Source organism: Clostridium sp. C2-6-12 (assembly GCF_009928485.1).
In the GTDB taxonomy this organism is placed as follows: domain Bacteria; phylum Bacillota; class Clostridia; order Clostridiales; family Clostridiaceae; genus Clostridium.
The window spans coordinates 82,015-98,080 of the sequence record NZ_JAABNP010000018.1 but is presented as its reverse complement, the minus strand read 5'-3'; the positions used below and the strand labels follow the sequence as shown (position 1 = coordinate 98,080).

Annotated in this window: 15 protein-coding genes and 1 riboswitch; of the genes, 13 read left to right on the top strand and 2 right to left on the bottom strand. The window is 29.8% G+C overall.

Translation table 11 applies throughout. The features are described 5' to 3' along the window. The first annotated feature begins 19 nt into the window (after positions 1-19). The 5 genes from GXK56_RS15915 to GXK56_RS15895 all read left to right on the top strand — a co-directional run bounded on the left by GXK56_RS15915 (position 20) and on the right by GXK56_RS15895 (position 4,427). A complete protein-coding gene (locus tag GXK56_RS15915) occupies positions 20-277 on the top strand; it encodes a hypothetical protein (protein WP_160689143.1) in 258 nt (85 codons plus the stop codon). Positions 278-670: 393 nt separating this feature from the next. Then, a complete protein-coding gene (locus GXK56_RS15910; RefSeq protein ID WP_160689141.1) occupies positions 671-1,408 on the top strand; it encodes a hypothetical protein in 738 nt (245 codons plus the stop codon). A gap of 113 nt (positions 1,409-1,521) precedes the next feature. Further along, on the top strand, positions 1,522-2,634 hold the full coding sequence (locus GXK56_RS15905; RefSeq protein WP_243156144.1) for a DUF3810 domain-containing protein: 1,113 nt from the start codon (positions 1,522-1,524) through the stop codon (positions 2,632-2,634). A gap of 72 nt (positions 2,635-2,706) precedes the next feature. Next, positions 2,707-3,168, top strand: a complete 462-nt coding sequence (locus GXK56_RS15900) for a hypothetical protein (RefSeq protein WP_160689137.1) — start codon at positions 2,707-2,709, stop codon at positions 3,166-3,168. 143 nt (positions 3,169-3,311) lie between these two features. After that, positions 3,312-4,427: a PrsW family intramembrane metalloprotease gene (locus tag GXK56_RS15895; RefSeq protein WP_160689135.1), complete on the top strand. Its 1,116-nt coding sequence runs from the start codon at positions 3,312-3,314 to the stop codon at positions 4,425-4,427. Between the two features lie 166 nt (positions 4,428-4,593). On the opposite strand, the gene GXK56_RS15890 is transcribed toward GXK56_RS15895, so the two are convergent. Further along, positions 4,594-5,916, bottom strand: a complete 1,323-nt coding sequence (locus GXK56_RS15890; protein ID WP_160689133.1) for a sialidase — start codon at positions 5,914-5,916, stop codon at positions 4,594-4,596. Between the two features lie 254 nt (positions 5,917-6,170). On the opposite strand from GXK56_RS15890, the gene GXK56_RS15885 reads away from it, so the two are divergent. The 3 genes from GXK56_RS15885 (at position 6,171) to GXK56_RS15875 (ending at position 8,708) form a co-directional block, all read left to right on the top strand. After that, a complete protein-coding gene (locus GXK56_RS15885) occupies positions 6,171-7,166 on the top strand; it encodes an asparaginase (protein WP_160689131.1) in 996 nt (331 codons plus the stop codon). A gap of 208 nt (positions 7,167-7,374) precedes the next feature. After that, on the top strand, positions 7,375-8,202 hold the full coding sequence (locus tag GXK56_RS15880) for an N-acetylmuramoyl-L-alanine amidase family protein (protein WP_160689129.1): 828 nt from the start codon (positions 7,375-7,377) through the stop codon (positions 8,200-8,202). An 89-nt stretch (positions 8,203-8,291) separates the two neighbouring features. Beyond that, complete coding sequence (locus tag GXK56_RS15875; protein WP_160689127.1) at positions 8,292-8,708, top strand: YmaF family protein; 417 nt, start codon at positions 8,292-8,294, stop codon at positions 8,706-8,708. Positions 8,709-8,825: 117 nt separating this feature from the next. Here GXK56_RS15875 and GXK56_RS15870 read toward each other — a convergent pair whose 3' ends face one another. Then, positions 8,826-10,310: an amino acid permease gene (locus GXK56_RS15870; RefSeq protein WP_160689125.1), complete on the bottom strand. Its 1,485-nt coding sequence runs from the start codon at positions 10,308-10,310 to the stop codon at positions 8,826-8,828. A 152-nt stretch (positions 10,311-10,462) separates the two neighbouring features. Beyond that, positions 10,463-10,637, bottom strand: a riboswitch (Lysine riboswitch). A 761-nt stretch (positions 10,638-11,398) separates the two neighbouring features. Here GXK56_RS15870 and GXK56_RS15865 point away from each other — a divergent pair. From GXK56_RS15865 to GXK56_RS15845, 5 genes are read left to right on the top strand one after another with little or no spacing between them, the layout of a single operon-like run. Then, positions 11,399-12,568: an ABC transporter substrate-binding protein gene (locus GXK56_RS15865; RefSeq protein ID WP_160689123.1), complete on the top strand. Its 1,170-nt coding sequence runs from the start codon at positions 11,399-11,401 to the stop codon at positions 12,566-12,568. Between the two features lie 16 nt (positions 12,569-12,584). After that, positions 12,585-13,487 (top strand): branched-chain amino acid ABC transporter permease, encoded by a 903-nt coding sequence (locus GXK56_RS15860; RefSeq protein WP_160689121.1) that lies wholly within the window; start codon positions 12,585-12,587, stop codon positions 13,485-13,487. Between the two features lie 2 nt (positions 13,488-13,489). After that, a complete protein-coding gene (locus GXK56_RS15855) occupies positions 13,490-14,548 on the top strand; it encodes a branched-chain amino acid ABC transporter permease (protein ID WP_160689119.1) in 1,059 nt (352 codons plus the stop codon). Next, on the top strand, positions 14,548-15,318 hold the full coding sequence (locus tag GXK56_RS15850) for an ABC transporter ATP-binding protein (protein WP_160689117.1): 771 nt from the start codon (positions 14,548-14,550) through the stop codon (positions 15,316-15,318). The genes GXK56_RS15855 and GXK56_RS15850 overlap by 1 nt, the downstream gene beginning before the upstream one ends. Continuing rightward, on the top strand, positions 15,311-16,021 hold the full coding sequence (locus tag GXK56_RS15845; protein ID WP_160689115.1) for an ABC transporter ATP-binding protein: 711 nt from the start codon (positions 15,311-15,313) through the stop codon (positions 16,019-16,021). Before GXK56_RS15850 ends, GXK56_RS15845 begins: the two co-directional genes overlap by 8 nt. Positions 16,022-16,066 lie beyond the last annotated feature (45 nt).

The window sequence follows — 16,066 nt, the reverse complement described above, 5'->3', positions numbered from 1 at the left end:
TTGGATGGGTGTGAGGAAAATGTATATAGGATTAACAAATAGTAATCAAATATCAACAAAATCCGAAGGAATATTAAATAAGTGGTTACAGGATATAGGAGAAAATATGGATTTGGTTGTAGTAAATAATGTACCGATTTTAATAGATGACTGTTTATCTATATTAAAAGGTTCTGTAAGTTGTGTTAAAAATTATGCTGATAAATTAATTGTAACAACTCAAGACAATAGAAATTATATTTTTGAATCATTCAAATTAAACAATAATACTTACTAATTTCAATTTATTAATTATGGATTAATTTTGAATATATATAATAAATTCATTTGCTTTATTTCCTTGTGTAAGCAGAATATTTTGAAATTATTTTATAATTTTAAAATATTCTGTTCATTTTATGCGGGGCTCTAAATTATAAAAGTTATGAATATAAATTAAATTATTTTTTATATGAATATAAATTTTATGTAAGATTTCATAAGAGTTATTTTCTAACTGCAATTTTTATGTTAAGATAAAAATTGAATGATTTTCATATATAATAATATAGTGAATATTTCATAATGTTTTTAAGATAGATATTTAGTTTTTATAAAGTCATAGATAACATTATGAATACTGAATAGTAATATTAAAAACAGAAAAATTAAAGTAAAGGTGAGGAATAAAATGGAAAACGTACAAGATAAGATAAATCAATTCTTAGCTGAAAACAAAATAAATGTAAAAGGTGGAACAATAACAAGTGAAAGACAATTATCAGCGGTTTTAAGTGATCTTGCCCTAGGTGATCTTAATAACGGAAAAATAGATAAAGCTATTTACTTTATAGAAAAGTCATTAGAATTTAATGAAAAAAATTATTATTCATATTTTATAAAAGGTTTAATTAATAGAAGATTAGGAAAAATTGAAGAATCAATCGAAGCTTTTAACACTTATTTATCTAATACTGGAGCAGAAGATTCATTAGCCCATATATATGCAGGACTTTCTTATGCAGAATTAAACGATGTAGAAAATGCTTTGGATCACCTTAGAATCGGTGAAAAGGGACTTTCCAATGAAGAAAAAGAAGAACATTTACTATTGCTAGGTGTTACATATGAATGTATAGGAAATATATATTTAAATAAAGAAAATGTAGTTGAATTTACTGAAAGAGATAAATATAGCATTAATTACAAGACAGCAGCAAGATATTATAAAATGTCATTAAGAATCAATAGAAAAAATTGTGAGTTAATTAATAAATTAGCAGCATGTTATTGCCATTTAGAAGATTTTAATAAAGCATTATACTGCTATGAACAAGCAGCGAAAATAGCAGAAGATAAAACTGTATATTTAGAAGCAATTCAACAAATGAAGGATGAAGGAGCTAAGTCTGAGCAAGCAGGCTTCTAATCATATTTGAAAACATTAAAGGAAGTCATATAGACTTCCTTTAATTATTTAGGAACAATCGAAGCAATGAGTTTAAGAAAATGAAATCCAATAAAGGTGACGGAGGTATTGATGTGAAAATTCAAAAGTTATCACTTAAAAATCAGTTTATAATAAGTGGAACTCTCCTTGGGATAAGTGGTATTCTATTTATTTTTTCAAGGGTTGTTCCTAAATTTGCTGATATTTATTATAAATATATCTATTTAACATTAATAAACACTATAGGAAGATTGATTTCAGTAGTTTCCTTTTCAATTTATGAAATGGTTTTATATGGATTTTTATTGTTTATTATTTATAAAATAATAATGTATATAGTTTTGAGGTTTAAGAGAAAGCTTTTTATTAAGGAGATTCTACTAAGAGTTGTAAGTAATTTATTAATGTATATATCTATATTTATTTTTTTAAACATGATAACTTTAGGTGTAAATTCTTTTAGAACTGATTTTGTTACGTCTACAGGATTAAAAATAGAAGAAGGTTCAGAAGAAAAACTGAGTGTACTTTGTGGAAAGTTAAAAGAAAAACTTAATGAATTAGATGATAAAGTTAATAGAGATGAAAATGGATTTTTGAAATTGGATGACAGTATAAAGGAAGATGGAATAGAGAGTATGAAGAATTTGAGCTCCATTAATTCTGATTTAGAAGGTTTTTATACCTATCCTAAACCGTATGTTTTTTCTAGGACTATGTCCTATCAGTTTCTAGAGGGAGAAACTGATTTTACTTTAGAGGCAAATTACAACAATGATATGCCTAAATGTAATGTCCCAAGTACAATATGTCATGAATTAAGCCATGTAAGGGGGTTTAACAATGAATATGAAGCTAATTATATAAGTTTTTTAGCTTGTATAAATTCAAAAAAACTTGAATATCAATATAGTGGATATTTAATGGCATATTCTTATTGTATGAATGATTTATATAATTCAAATTTAGAAGAATTCAAAAAAATAAATAATGAACTTTCTGATAATGTAAAAAGAGAATTAAAAAATGATTCATTGTATTGGAATAGTTATAGAGGAAAAATCTCTGAAATTCATAGTGAAACTTATGATAAATTATTAAAAGCAACTGGTCAGGAAGAAGGAATAAGAAGTTATAATGCTGTGGTAAAATTGTTGATTTCGGGATACGAAAAACAGTTCGATTTTACTAATTACATTAATTAAATTTAAGAATAATAAATGAACTATTGTGAAAAGATACCTTTAACATAATAATTTAAGTTAGAGGTGTTTTTTATGAAGATAGAAAGTTTTTTTAGCGGAATTAAGGCTGCAAATGAAGCGGTAGAAGCATTGAAAAAAGTTGGGATAAATGCTGTAGTGGATATAAATGACCATTATACAGGGAATAATAATTCAGGAACAAATATGCCTGGAACTGCTAGCAGTACAAACAGTTTAGCAAGTTATGTGCTTTCAAGTGATGAACCAATAACTGACCCAAGTCTTGGCCCACTAGCAGCTGCAAGTCCTATGGTGAGCGGAATGGGGGGCTTTGAAGAAATTGCCGATGTAAATTATAAGGTGATTATAAATTCTTCAGAAGAAAGAGAGAGTGAAAAAGCAAAGCAAATTATTAAGAAAATGGGTGGAGATTTAAATGATCCTAATTTTAAAATGCCAGAAAGTTTACAAAATATTTCTTTAGATGATTTGATTTCTATTATGATAAATGACTTGGATGACAACATAAAGTAAATGTAAAGAAGGTTTGAAATTTTTTGAAATGATAAAGTAAATAATAAAAATTATAAATTACTTTAGATTAAATTATAAAAAAATGAATTGGAAAAATAATATTTGGGGAAAATACTTAAAGTAAATCAAGGAGGATTAAAGTTATGACCCCAAATATTAAGTTTTGTCCTAATTGTGGAGAAAAGGTTTTTGATGATTCAGAGTTTTGCAATATGTGTGGTTTAAAAATAGATAATATTATAATTAATACTAATGAAAGTGAAATTAGTAAAAAGGAAATTAGGTCAGAGGAAGATAATAACAGTGTTTGTTCAAGTTGTTCAGATAAGTCAAAGGATAATAATGGCCAAACAAAATTAAGATTGTTAGATCTTGTAGTAAATGTATTTAAGAAACACACTTTAGAGGAACGAGAGAATACTTTTATCTGTGGTACTTTGCAGACAGCACCTAAAGCAAGTGAAATTTGTTCAAAGTGGCCTAAACCATGGCTTTATTCTAGAATTTTTATTTTGTTTACTTTTACATTTATTGCGTTAGTAACTTTGCTAAGAGTCTTTAGAAATGTTTTAGCATTTCCAGGGATTATTTTTATAGGAGCATTTATAATTCCATTTACACTTCTTATATTTTTCTGGGAAGTAAATGCTCCAAGAAATGTTAATATATTTGATGTAGTTAAAATATTTTTTATAGGCGGCGTTTCTTCTTTATTAATAACTATGGTATTAAGCAGAATAGTGATCATAGGAGAAATCGATTATTATGGTGCATTTATGGTGGGATTTATTGAAGAGACAGGAAAATTAATTGTAGTTGCATATTATTTAAGAGGAAGTAAGCGAAAATATATTTTAAATGGACTTTTAGTAGGTGCAGCAGTTGGTGCAGGTTTTGCAGTGTTTGAAACAGCTGGATATGTATTTGCTTATGGATATGAAATCCCAGTAATGATGAAAATAATATATATGAGAGGTGCTTTAGCCTTTGGAGGCCATATTGTGTGGGCAGCAATGTGTGGGGCCTCTTTAGCCATGGTTAAAGAAGATGATAGATTAAGAATTAAACATATTACTAATTTGGAGTTTTTTAAATATTACATCATAGCAGTTATACTTCATGCAGTGTGGGATATGCCAATAAGTAATATAAGTGAATTTCCATATTCTCAAGGAATACTAACAATAATTGCTTGGGTTACTATATTAATATTAATTAGAGCAGGGTTGAATCAAGTTTCAAGATTAAAAGTTGTATGACAATTTCCTTTAAATACTTGAATATAAAAGACTTTAAATAAAATATAAAAGAAAACCATATATAAATATAAAATATTTCAGTATATATGGTTTTCAATCTATATTAATTCTATTTCTATTATATAACTTTATAAAGAATTTTTTGTTATTAATCATTAATTTTAATTTAATCTTTCCAAATATGCCATAAAGCATTATTTGTTCCTCTTGCAAATACATCAGTTCTATTAGGTCCCCAGGAAACAGCAGCTGGATCAGAGGTAATTGTGCCACCAATAGTTTCAAAGTCGCTCCAACGAGAACCGTTCCATGTTTTAACGATTAATTGATTGTTTTGGTTTCTTGCAAATACTTCCAGTCTATTAGCAGCTCTTGAAGATGCGGCAGGTGCTGAAGAGATATTTCCACCAAGGTCTTCAAAGTTGCTCCAGTTAGATCCGTTCCACCATTTATGATATAGACGATTTCCTTGACCTCTTGCAAAAACATCTATTCTATTATTTCCCCAAGAAACAGCAGTAGGAGAAGAGGTTAAATTTCCTTCAAGGTTTTCCCACTCACTCCAGCGAGAACCATCCCACCATTTATGATAAAGAGCATTATCGGTTCCACGGACAAAAGTATCCAGTCTATTAGCAGCCCAAGAAGAAACTCCAGGAGCAGAAGTTAAGATTCCACCAAGATCTTCCCATTCACTCCAGCGGGAACCATCCCACCATTTATGAAACATAGTATTTGTAGTACCTCTACCAAAAACATCAATTCTGTTGTTTCCCCAGGAAACTGCTCCTGGAGCAGAGGTTAAAATACCGCCAAGATTTTCATATTCGCTCCAGCTAGAACCATTCCAGTATTTATGATAAAGGGCATTATCAGTTGCTACTACAAAAACATCAAGTCTATTGGTAGCCCATGAGGAAACCGCAGGTGCAAAATTTAAAATGCCACCAAGATTTTCCCATTGGCTCCATCTGTTAGCTGGAGGAGGAGTTGGAACGGGTGTAGGATTTAAATTTCTAAGCGTAAATTCTATTATAGCTCTAAATGTACGATCTATTATATTGTTAGGAATACCAGAATTACGTAAAGATATAAAAAGCGAATTATACCTTCTCCTAAAAATATTATAGAGGTTATTTATTCTTTGGTTTATGTTTCCAGGATATTGTTCATAGTTATCTAAAGTAAACGAAATAGCGGTTTTAAAATAATTTTCTATAATTGGCTGAAAATCAGAAAAAAGTTGAGGCTGATTGTTCGAAAGTTGTCTTAATATATTATTTACATCTTGTTCAGGTGCTCTATTGTAAGTTAAGGAATATTGTTGTTCACGAAATAAATTGATATCATCAGTTTTATTGCTATCTTCATAGTAATCATAAGTTCTTGTTTTATCTAATTTACTGTATTTATCAACTACATCATCAAAAAGAGAATTATGATTTTGAGGAAGGGTGTAAGGATTATGGAAAAGGCTATTGTCGTTCATTAAAAATCTCCTTGTAAAGCTATATCAATTTCATTTTATGATAATTGAGAAAGATGGTTACACGGAAGAGATTATAAAAATATATAATGTGAAAAAAATATAATTAAGCATAATATTAAAATAAGCTAAATAGCAGGGAGTGTTGCAATAAAATAAAAAAATAATAAAAAATAAAGGAAAACTATAAATACTAATGTTTTTATGTGATATTATAAATATAATAAAATATATTAACAGAAAGTGATGATTGATTTATGAAGAACATATTACTTTTAACAACAGGAGGGACTATTGCATCTGCTCCAACTGAAAATGGTCTTGTACCAGCTATTCAAAGTGATAGTATTTTATCTTTAATTGGTGGAATAGCATCTAATTATAATATTACGACTAAAGACATACTTCAGCTTGATAGTTCCAATATACAGCCTGAGGAATGGAAGTTGATTGCTAACAGCATATTTGAAAACTGTGAAGATTATGATGGAATAGTAGTTACTCATGGAACTGACACTATGGCATATACAGCAGCAGCACTTTCTTTTATGTTGAAGAATATTCCAATTCCTGTAGTTATTACAGGTTCACAACTGCCTTTAATTAATCCTTTAACAGATGGAATTGAAAATTTGAGATGTGCCCTTGCTATGGCTGCAAGTAGTACAGCAGGAGTATTTGTAGCATTTAATCGAAAAGTTATTTTAGGAAGTCGTGCTGTAAAGGTTAGAACTACTGGTTTTGATGCATTTGAAAGTGTTAATTCACCATATGCAGCAACTATAGATTCGGCTGGATTACATATAAATCATGATGTTATTAAGCCAGTAAGCGGAGCCTTTAAGCTTCAAGATTATATATGCAAGGATATATTTTTAATAAAACTTACGCCTGGACTTAATCCAGAAATATTTGATATGCTTCTTAATATGAATTATAAAGGAATAGTAATAGAAGCTTTTGGTGCTGGCGGATTACATTTTATTAGAAGAGATTTAATATCTAAATTAGAAAAAATAGTTGACAAAGGAATAAGCGTAGTTGTCTGTAGCCAGTGTCTTTATGAAAGAAGTGATTTTTCAATATATGAAACTGGAAAATTAGCTTTAGAAAAAGGAGTGCTGCAAGGTTATGATATGACTACTGAAGCTGCTGTTACGAAACTTATGTGGGCACTTGGAAAAACAAGTGATACTGAGAAAATTAAAGAAATATTTAGCACAAGTTATGTAGGAGAAATAACTATATCATAAAGTATGAAAAATATTTAGAATTTAAAGAAAAGATGAGTAAACTTTATATAAAGGTTTGCTCTTCTTTTCTTTTTAAGAAGTGTAAGGAAATATTAATATTTTCTTAAAATGGAATAATAATCATAAAATGGACCTTAAATAAAATTTTTTATTTGTATTATATTAACGATTAGGTATTATAAATAATTTTTTTAGAGAGGACTAAATTATGAAAAGAAAAATGTTAACTAAAATAATGATTTTGACTTTAGGTGTAATAAGTGTTGCTTCAGTGATATTAAAAGGAATTGAAGCAAAAGCTGATATAACCAATGGCTGGAATAATGACAGTGGTAATTGGTATTATTACGAAAATGGTGAAGTGAAGAGAGGGTGGTTCATTGATAACGGAAAATGGTATACTTCTGATGAAAATGGTGTCATGAAAACTGGATGGTATAATACAGGGGGAGAGTGGTACTTTTTAGGCAATGATGGAAGTATGAAAACAGGCTGGATTATGGATGGAAGCAAGTGGTATTATTTAAATGATAATGGAAGTATGAAAAAAGGTTGGCTTGAATATAAGGGGAAATGGTATTATTTGTTGGATTCAGGTGAAATGGCTGTAAATACTACTATAAATGGATATAGATTAGATGCAAATGGATGGTGGCTTAGAGATATTAAAGCAGACCAAGATGCTGCTGAAGTAATAAATGCTAAAAATGCTATAAAGGAAGCTGATTCAAGTTATATTAATAGTAAGACTGGAGGCTACAAACTTATATACGATAAAACAAGTGATGAAGTTTCAAAGAAATTTGGAATAACAGAAGAAACTTATGCATTTGCCTTTCAAAATGAAGATCAAGTTGATAAATATTATTTTATAGGAAAGACAAGTAGAAATGTTTATAAGGCTTCAAGTAATGGACTTTTCGCTGCTTATTTAATAAAGGACGGGAATATAATAGAAAGATTTAAGGGACCTGAATATAATGAAAAATCAGAAAAGGATTATCTTAAATATTTAGGAAATGGTGAATTTAAATAAAAAAATATAGGCATATTTGGTATTTAAGCACACAAACATAAAAGTGAACATAATATATAGTATCTCAAACTACTAAGGAGGAAGCCTAAATGGGATACAATTATAATAACTATAATGTTTATTCAGAAGAAAATAATAAATGTAGAGACAATTATTATAAAGTGAAAAATCATAATCATGAATTTGAATCAAGTACAGATTATGAAGAAGATGATGAAGGCGTATTGCATAATCATCGTATTGCTGGTGTAACTGGGCCTCCAATTAAATGTGGTAAATCTCACATTCACAAAGTAAATGTGTTTACAGATACCTTCGATGATCATTTTCATGAGATTTGTGACACTACTGGTCCAGCTTTAGAGCTTCCAGGTGGAAAACACATTCATTTATTAAAAGGAACAACAACTCGTGCAGATGGGCATACACATGACTATTATTTTACTACTTTAATTCAAGATCCTACTAACGTTCCAGAGGATAAAAAATGTAAAGAAAAATGTTAATGAGTTAATTTTATAGTTGTAGTTTTTGAATGGCTATTGAAATTAAAACTAAATTATTTTCATAAAAAAGGCTATAGTAAATTTATTTTTAGATAAATTTACTATAGCTATTATTTACTAATTTAATTCTGGAATTTCAAGTACTTCATCTTCAGTATCATCAGCTTTAACAGTTTGCATATCATCAGAGAAGCTTAAATCAACTTCAGTTAAAGGAATAACTTTAGTCTTATGTTTTATTTTATATCCAAAGTATAATACTAAAAATAATGGAATTCCAATATAAGAAGCAATCATACCTTGCCAATCGATACCTTCAGGCTTTATACAAGAATAACCTTGACCTATGATTATGATTGTACACATTAGTAATGCTAATATAGGTCCGAAAGGATAAAATAAAGCTTTGTATTTTAATTGGCTAGGATCTTTACCTTGAGCAATAAAGGCTTTTCTAAATCTATAATGACATACGGCAATTCCAACCCAGGCTATAAATCCAGCAAGTCCAGATGCAGCAATTAACCATACATAAACTGTACTTTCTGCATAAAGACCAGTTAAGAAACAAGCAGAAGCAATTATTGTAGTTGCTATTACGGAATTTACAGGAACACCTCTTTTATTAGTGTTAGCAAATATTTTTGGAGCCATTCCCTCTTTAGCCATTGAAAATAACATTCTGCTTGATGCATACATACCAGAGTTACCAGCAGATAAAACTGAAGTTAATATAATAGCGTTCATTAAAGAAGCAGCACCAGCAACACCTGCTCTTTCAAATACCATTGTAAATGGACTTGTATCAACTGTTGCAGAAGTAAATGGTATTATAGCACCTAAAATAATTATTGTTCCTAAATAAAATATTAATATTCTCCAGAAAATTGATTTTATAGCTTTAGGAATAGTTTCTTCTGGCTTTTCACTTTCACCAGCAGCAATACCTATAAGCTCAGTTCCTTGGAAAGAGAAACCTGCAATTAAAAATATAGCAAAGATAGATTTTATACCACCATGGAAAGGACCATCTTCAATAACATAATTATGGAAGCCTACATTTTCCCCACCCATTATTCCAACTATCATTAAAATACCAATTACTAAAAATACTAAAACAGTAACTACTTTTATACCAGCAAACCAGTATTCTGATTCACCGTATGCTTTTGATGATAAAATATTTAATCCTAAAATAAGTACTAAAAATAATACACTCCAAACGAAACCACTAACATCAGGAAACCAATACTTCATTATTAAAGAACCAGCAACTAATTCTGCAGCTATTGTTATAGCCCAGTTATACCAATAGTTCCATCCAAGTGCAAAGCCTAGAGCTGGATCAATAAATTTAGTTGCATAAGAACTAAATGAACCTGAAATTGGCATATGTGTTGCCATTTCTCCTAGACTTGTAATTAAGAAATATACCATAATACCTACAAGTCCATAAGCTACTAAAGCACCTCCTGGACCAGCTTGACCTAAAGTGTCACCCATTGCAACAAATATACCTGTTCCAATAGAACCTCCTAAAGCAATCATGTTTAAATGTCTTGCTTTTAAACCTCTTTTTAATTCGTGATTTTGTTCACTCATTTTTGTATCCTCCTTATGGTTTTAATTTTCCATAAGTAACTAACTAAGATAATATCGTGATTTAACCAATAAAAAAATGCCATGAAAGCTTCTTCATGACATAAAATACGCGCATTATATATTAAAAATATATATAAAAGGTCGTAATAATTATTGAAAATAGCTCTCCACAAAAATAATTGTGACAGTCTTATGTATATTTTACATAAGACCAGTAAATAGCATTAAAGCAATTTGCTAAATACTTCGGCGAAAAATCCTTTCATATTATTTCAACGAGCTTACCTCCATAATATTACTTTTAAGTTTCGCACCTCTATCTTAAGTTATTTACTTGTTATTTATTAATAATTATGTGGGCAAAACAGAAAAAAGTCAACAAAAATATAATGTTTTATATAAAATATTATATTTTCATAAAAAATATAAAAATATTTAATAACATATGAATGCAATAAATGAAAAAAGTTACAAATAACATATCATATAGAAGCTTTATTTCGGATGTTTCATTGAACAATAATGAATACAGTAAGTATAGCCGAAATAGAAATATTGTTACTTCATTCATAGATAAAGAATTTTTAAAGTGAATATGATTTTTTCGCTGTAATCATATTTGAAAAGACAAAAATAAAGTAATTAACAGGAATGTAGAAAAAATGTTTATAAGGAGGTGAATGTACTTAAAATTATTTTACATAGTTGTTTCATTTCAACTGGAAAAAGGGTTTTGATTTTTTTATATAAATATTCAATCTGTTGAAACATAGCATTATAAAGCAAATATGGTAGTTTTGGATATAAAAAATCGAACTTCAGTGAAACACACCTGTCCTTCATTGGTTGACATATGGACAAATATAAGATAATATAGAATTCGTCAATAAGTAACATTTTTTTGATGGATTAATAATTTTATATGAAAATTATTAATTAATAGGAATTATTTTATATGGAAAATTAAAAAATAAAAAAGCAATATATATTTGATTGATATACGGGTTTTAAATATTTTATCTGGAAATAATATTTTCATAAATTGTTTTTACGCGTGCAAAATAACAATGAATTAGGAGGGCTATTTTATGAAAAGAAAAATTTCTTTGCTTTTGGTGCTGGCTATGACAACATCACTTATACTAGCAGGTTGTGATGCTAAGACAAAAACAAAAGAATATGTTGAAAGTGATGTTATTAAAATCGGTGTATTTGAACCGATGACAGGGGCGAACGCAGCAGGTGGACAACTTGAAGTTGAAGGAGCAAAACTAGCTAATAAGCTTTATCCAACAGTTCTTGGTAAAAAGGTAGAATTAGTTTTTGCCGATAACAAATCTGATAAGGTTGAAGCAGCTAGTGCAGCAGCTAATCTTATTGAACAAGAGCACGTTAATGCTATTATAGGAAGCTGGGGAAGTGGAAATTCTATGGCAGCAGGGGATATTGTAATGGAAGCAAAGGTTCCAGCTGTTGGGGCTTCTTGTACTAATCCACTAGTAACAGCAGGTAATGATTTTTATTTTAGAGTTTGTTTTATTGATCCTTTTCAAGGAACAGTTATGGCAAAATATGCTGCTAATAAGCTTAAAGCTAAAAATGTAGCTATTCTTCAGGAAGTATCTAGTGATTATTCAGTAGGTATTTGTAAATTCTTTAGTGATGAATTTATTAAGCTTACAGGAGATAAAAATGCTATTGTAGCTAAATCTAACTACAATACAGGGGATCAGGATTTTACAGCTCAGCTTACAAATATTAAGAGCAGTAATCCAGATGTAATATTTGCTCCAGGTAATTTTACAGAAGGGGCTATGATAGTAAAGCAGGCTAGACAGCTAGGGATAACGGCGCCTATTATAGGTGCAGATACGTGGGAAACACCAGAATTTTTAGATATAGGTAAGGAAGCTGTAGAAGGTACAGTATTTTCAACATTCTTTGCAAGTGAAACTCCTATAACTAAAGAATCAAAGGTATTCCTAGATTCATATAGACAAGAATTTAATAAAGAACCAGCAGCGGTTTCAGCTTTATCTTATGATGCGTATTTAGTAATACTAGATGCTATAAAGAGAGCAGGCACTGCTAATCCTGAAAAAATAAGGAATGAAATTGCAAAAACAAAGAATTTCCCAGGAGCAGCTGGAGTAATAACAATAGATGAAAATAACAATGCAGTAAAAGATGCGGTTTTAAAGGTAGTTAAAGATGGTAAGTTTACTTATCTTGATACCATAAAGCCAGAGCAAAATTAAATTAGGTGGTGAAGATATGGTTTTAATGGATTTAACTACATTTATGCAAAACTTAGCAAATGGAATTTCGGTGGGGAGTTTATATGCGCTTATTGCCATAGGATACACAATGGTATATGGAATATTAAAGCTTATAAACTTTGCACATGGTGATATATTTATGATGGCTGCTTACTTTGCCTTTTTTGGAGTAGCAACCTTTGGGCTTCCTTGGTACTTTGCTTTTATAATAGCAATTGCTTTAACAGCATTCCTTGGAATGGGGATTGAATTTGCTGCTTATAGACCACTTAGAAGTGCACCAAAGATTTCAGTATTGATTTCTGCTATAGGTGTATCCTTCTTACTTGAAAATTTAGCAGTTGTCTTATTTGGTGGAAGACCAAAGGCTTTCCCAGATGTTAAATTATTTACGGATGTAATTGTTATTGGTGGAGTTTCTATTCAAAGGCTTACATTTATAATTCCAATAGTTACAATAATATTATTATTTGCTTTATTACATTTAGTTAATAACACAAATGTTGGTATGGCTATGAGAGCTGCTTCCAAAGATGTTGAAACAGCAAGACTAATGGGAATAAACGTAAATAGAATAATTTCCTTTACTTTTGCTATAGGTTCTGGTCTTGCAGCAGTAGGATCAATGATGTGGACAGTAAAATATCCTCAAATAGTTGCTTTAATGGGGATGATGCCAGGGTTAAAATGTTTTATAGCAGCTGTTATTGGTGGTATAGGAGATATTAAAGGAGCTGTTATTGGAGGATTTATCTTAGGATTAACAGAAATCATGTTAGTTGGTTTCTTCCCAAGTTTAACAGGATACAGAGATGCTTTAGCATTTGTACTATTAATAGTAATATTATTATTTAAGCCTACAGGAATAATGGGCAAAAATTTAACAGAGAAGGTGTAAAAATGAACAATAAAAATAAATTTTTGAATATAGCTCTTATTGCAATTGTATTTTTACTCCTATTTGTTGCAAATAATAGCTTAGACTCTTATAAAATCAGAATCTTAAATTTGTGTGCAATATATACAGTTTTAGGCTTAAGTTTAAATTTAATTAATGGATTTACTGGATTGTTTTCATTAGGACATGCAGGTTTTATAGCAATCGGTGCTTATACAACTGCAATTCTTACTATGAGTGTAAAAGTTAAAACTCAAAATTTCTTTATGGAACCATTAATGGCACCATTTAATAATATTCAAGTGCCATTTATTGTAGCACTTATTATAGCTGGTCTTTTATCAGCTTTTATAGCATTTTTAATTGGTGCTCCTGCTTTAAGACTTAAAGGTGATTACTTAGCTATTGCTACTCTAGGTTTCGCAGAAATAATTAGAATAGTAATTACTAATGCACAAAGTCTAACTAATGGGGCACTAGGACTAAGAGGTATTCCTCGTACTACAAATTTATATTGGAGTTTTGGAGTTGCAATTGTAACTATAATAATTCTACTTTCATTTATAAATAGTTCATATGGAAGAGCATTAAAGTCTATTAGAGAAGATGAAATTGCAGCAGAAAGTATGGGAATAAGTTTATTTAAACATAAGACTATAGGTTTTGTAGTAGGGGCTTTCTTTGCAGGTGTAGGTGGAGGGCTTCTTGGAAACTTAATGGGGACAATAGATCCTAATATGTTTAAATTCAGTCTTACATTTAATATACTTCTTATTATAGTTATTGGAGGTATGGGAAGCGTTACAGGTACAGTAATTTCAGCTTTTGTTGTTACAATCCTTGGAGAAGCATTAAGATTCTTAGATATGGAAAAGAAATTTGATTTAGGAATTTTCAGTTTTAGTGGAATACCTGGGCTTAGAATGGTAATTTTCTCAATATTGCTTATGATAATAGTATTATTCTTTAGGCATGGAATTATGGGTTCAAAAGAATTTTCATGGAAATCAATATTTAAATATTCAAGTAAAAAACCTCTAGAAGAAGGAGGGAATAAATAATGGCTTTATTACAAGTAAAAAATGCTACAATGCAGTTTGGTGGACTTACAGCAGTTAATGATTTTAACCTTGAAATTAATGAAGGTGAAATAATTTCCTTAATAGGACCTAATGGGGCTGGAAAGACAACAGCTTTTAATATGATAACAAATGTTTATACACCTACAAAAGGTAAAGTGATTTTTAATGATAAGGATATTACTGGAATGAGACAGGATCTTATAACTCAAACTGGTATTGCTAGAACCTTCCAAAATATAAGACTTTTTAATGATTTAACTGTACTTGAAAATGTATTAATTGCAAATCATGTTCATATTAAATCAAATGTATTTGAAGCTATGTTCAAATTGCCAAAATACAGAAAAGAAGAAAAAGAAATGGTAGAAAAATCTATTTCTCTATTAAAGGAATTAGGTCTTGAAGATTTAAAGGATGAAAAAGCAAGCTCACTTCCATATGGAAAGCAAAGAAAGCTTGAAATAGCAAGAGCTCTTGCAACTAATCCTAAACTTCTTCTATTAGATGAACCTGCAGCGGGGATGAACCCTACTGAAACAGAAGAACTTACAGCTTTTGTTAGGGAAATAAAAGATAAATTCAACTTATCTATATTTATGATAGAACATCATATGAATATGGTTATGAGCTTATCAGATAGAATTCAGGTTTTTGAATATGGAATAACTATAGCTGAAGGTACACCTTCTGAAATCCAAAATGATAAAAAGGTTATCGATGCTTACTTGGGGGTGTCTGAAGATGATTAAAATAGATAATTTAGTAGTAGCCTATGGTGGTATAGAAGCTTTAAAAGGTGTAAGCTTAGAAGTACCAAGTGGTAAAATAGTAACTTTAGTAGGAGCTAATGGAGCAGGAAAAAGCACTACCTTAAAATCTATAGTAGGTCTTGTTAAACCTAAGAGCGGAAGTATAGATTATGAAGGCACAGATTTAACAAAGCTTAATACAGAGCTTATGGTTAAAAAAGGAATAGCTTTAGTTCCAGAAGGAAGAAAAGTTTTTGCAGATCTTACAGTACTAGAAAATTTAAAGATAGGTGCGTATTCAAGAAAAGATACTGCAGGTATAGCAGAGGATTTAGAAAAAGTATATTCACTTTTTCCACGTCTTAAAGAAAGAACTTGGCAGGCCGCAGGAACGCTTTCAGGTGGTGAGCAGCAAATGTTAGCTATAGGAAGAGCTCTTATGTCTAGACCAAAGTTAATAATGATGGATGAACCTTCGTTAGGTCTTGCTCCAATAATCGTAAAAGAGTTATTTGGAATCATAAAGAAAATAAATGAAGAAGGTATGACAGTTTTATTAATAGAACAAAATGCTAATGCAGCATTAAAGATTGCTGATATAGGTTATATTATGGAAACAGGTAGAATAACCTTAAGTGGTTCTGGTCAGGAATTACTAAGCAATGATGAAATTAAAAAGGCTTACCTTGGTGAAGCCTTGTAATATGAAAGTTTTTATATAGAAATATAAATAATAGCAGGTCAAATG

Bases quoted from the DNA above. Each gene is read 5' to 3' on its own strand.
- GXK56_RS15890 (WP_160689133.1), bottom strand. From the start codon at position 5,916: ATGAACGACAATAGCCTTTTCCATAATCCTTACACCCTTCCTCAAAAT.
- GXK56_RS15870 (WP_160689125.1), bottom strand. From the start codon at position 10,310: ATGAGTGAACAAAATCACGAATTAAAAAGAGGTTTAAAAGCAAGACAT.
- GXK56_RS15915 (WP_160689143.1), top strand. From the start codon at position 20: ATGTATATAGGATTAACAAATAGTAATCAAATATCAACAAAATCCGAA.
- GXK56_RS15900 (WP_160689137.1), top strand. From the start codon at position 2,707: ATGAAGATAGAAAGTTTTTTTAGCGGAATTAAGGCTGCAAATGAAGCG.
- GXK56_RS15865 (WP_160689123.1), top strand. From the start codon at position 11,399: ATGAAAAGAAAAATTTCTTTGCTTTTGGTGCTGGCTATGACAACATCA.
- GXK56_RS15850 (WP_160689117.1), top strand. From the start codon at position 14,548: ATGGCTTTATTACAAGTAAAAAATGCTACAATGCAGTTTGGTGGACTT.
- GXK56_RS15860 (WP_160689121.1), top strand. From the start codon at position 12,585: ATGGTTTTAATGGATTTAACTACATTTATGCAAAACTTAGCAAATGGA.
- GXK56_RS15845 (WP_160689115.1), top strand. From the start codon at position 15,311: ATGATTAAAATAGATAATTTAGTAGTAGCCTATGGTGGTATAGAAGCT.
- GXK56_RS15855 (WP_160689119.1), top strand. From the start codon at position 13,490: ATGAACAATAAAAATAAATTTTTGAATATAGCTCTTATTGCAATTGTA.
- GXK56_RS15910 (WP_160689141.1), top strand. From the start codon at position 671: ATGGAAAACGTACAAGATAAGATAAATCAATTCTTAGCTGAAAACAAA.
- GXK56_RS15885 (WP_160689131.1), top strand. From the start codon at position 6,171: ATGAAGAACATATTACTTTTAACAACAGGAGGGACTATTGCATCTGCT.
- GXK56_RS15875 (WP_160689127.1), top strand. From the start codon at position 8,292: ATGGGATACAATTATAATAACTATAATGTTTATTCAGAAGAAAATAAT.
- GXK56_RS15895 (WP_160689135.1), top strand. From the start codon at position 3,312: ATGACCCCAAATATTAAGTTTTGTCCTAATTGTGGAGAAAAGGTTTTT.
- GXK56_RS15880 (WP_160689129.1), top strand. From the start codon at position 7,375: ATGAAAAGAAAAATGTTAACTAAAATAATGATTTTGACTTTAGGTGTA.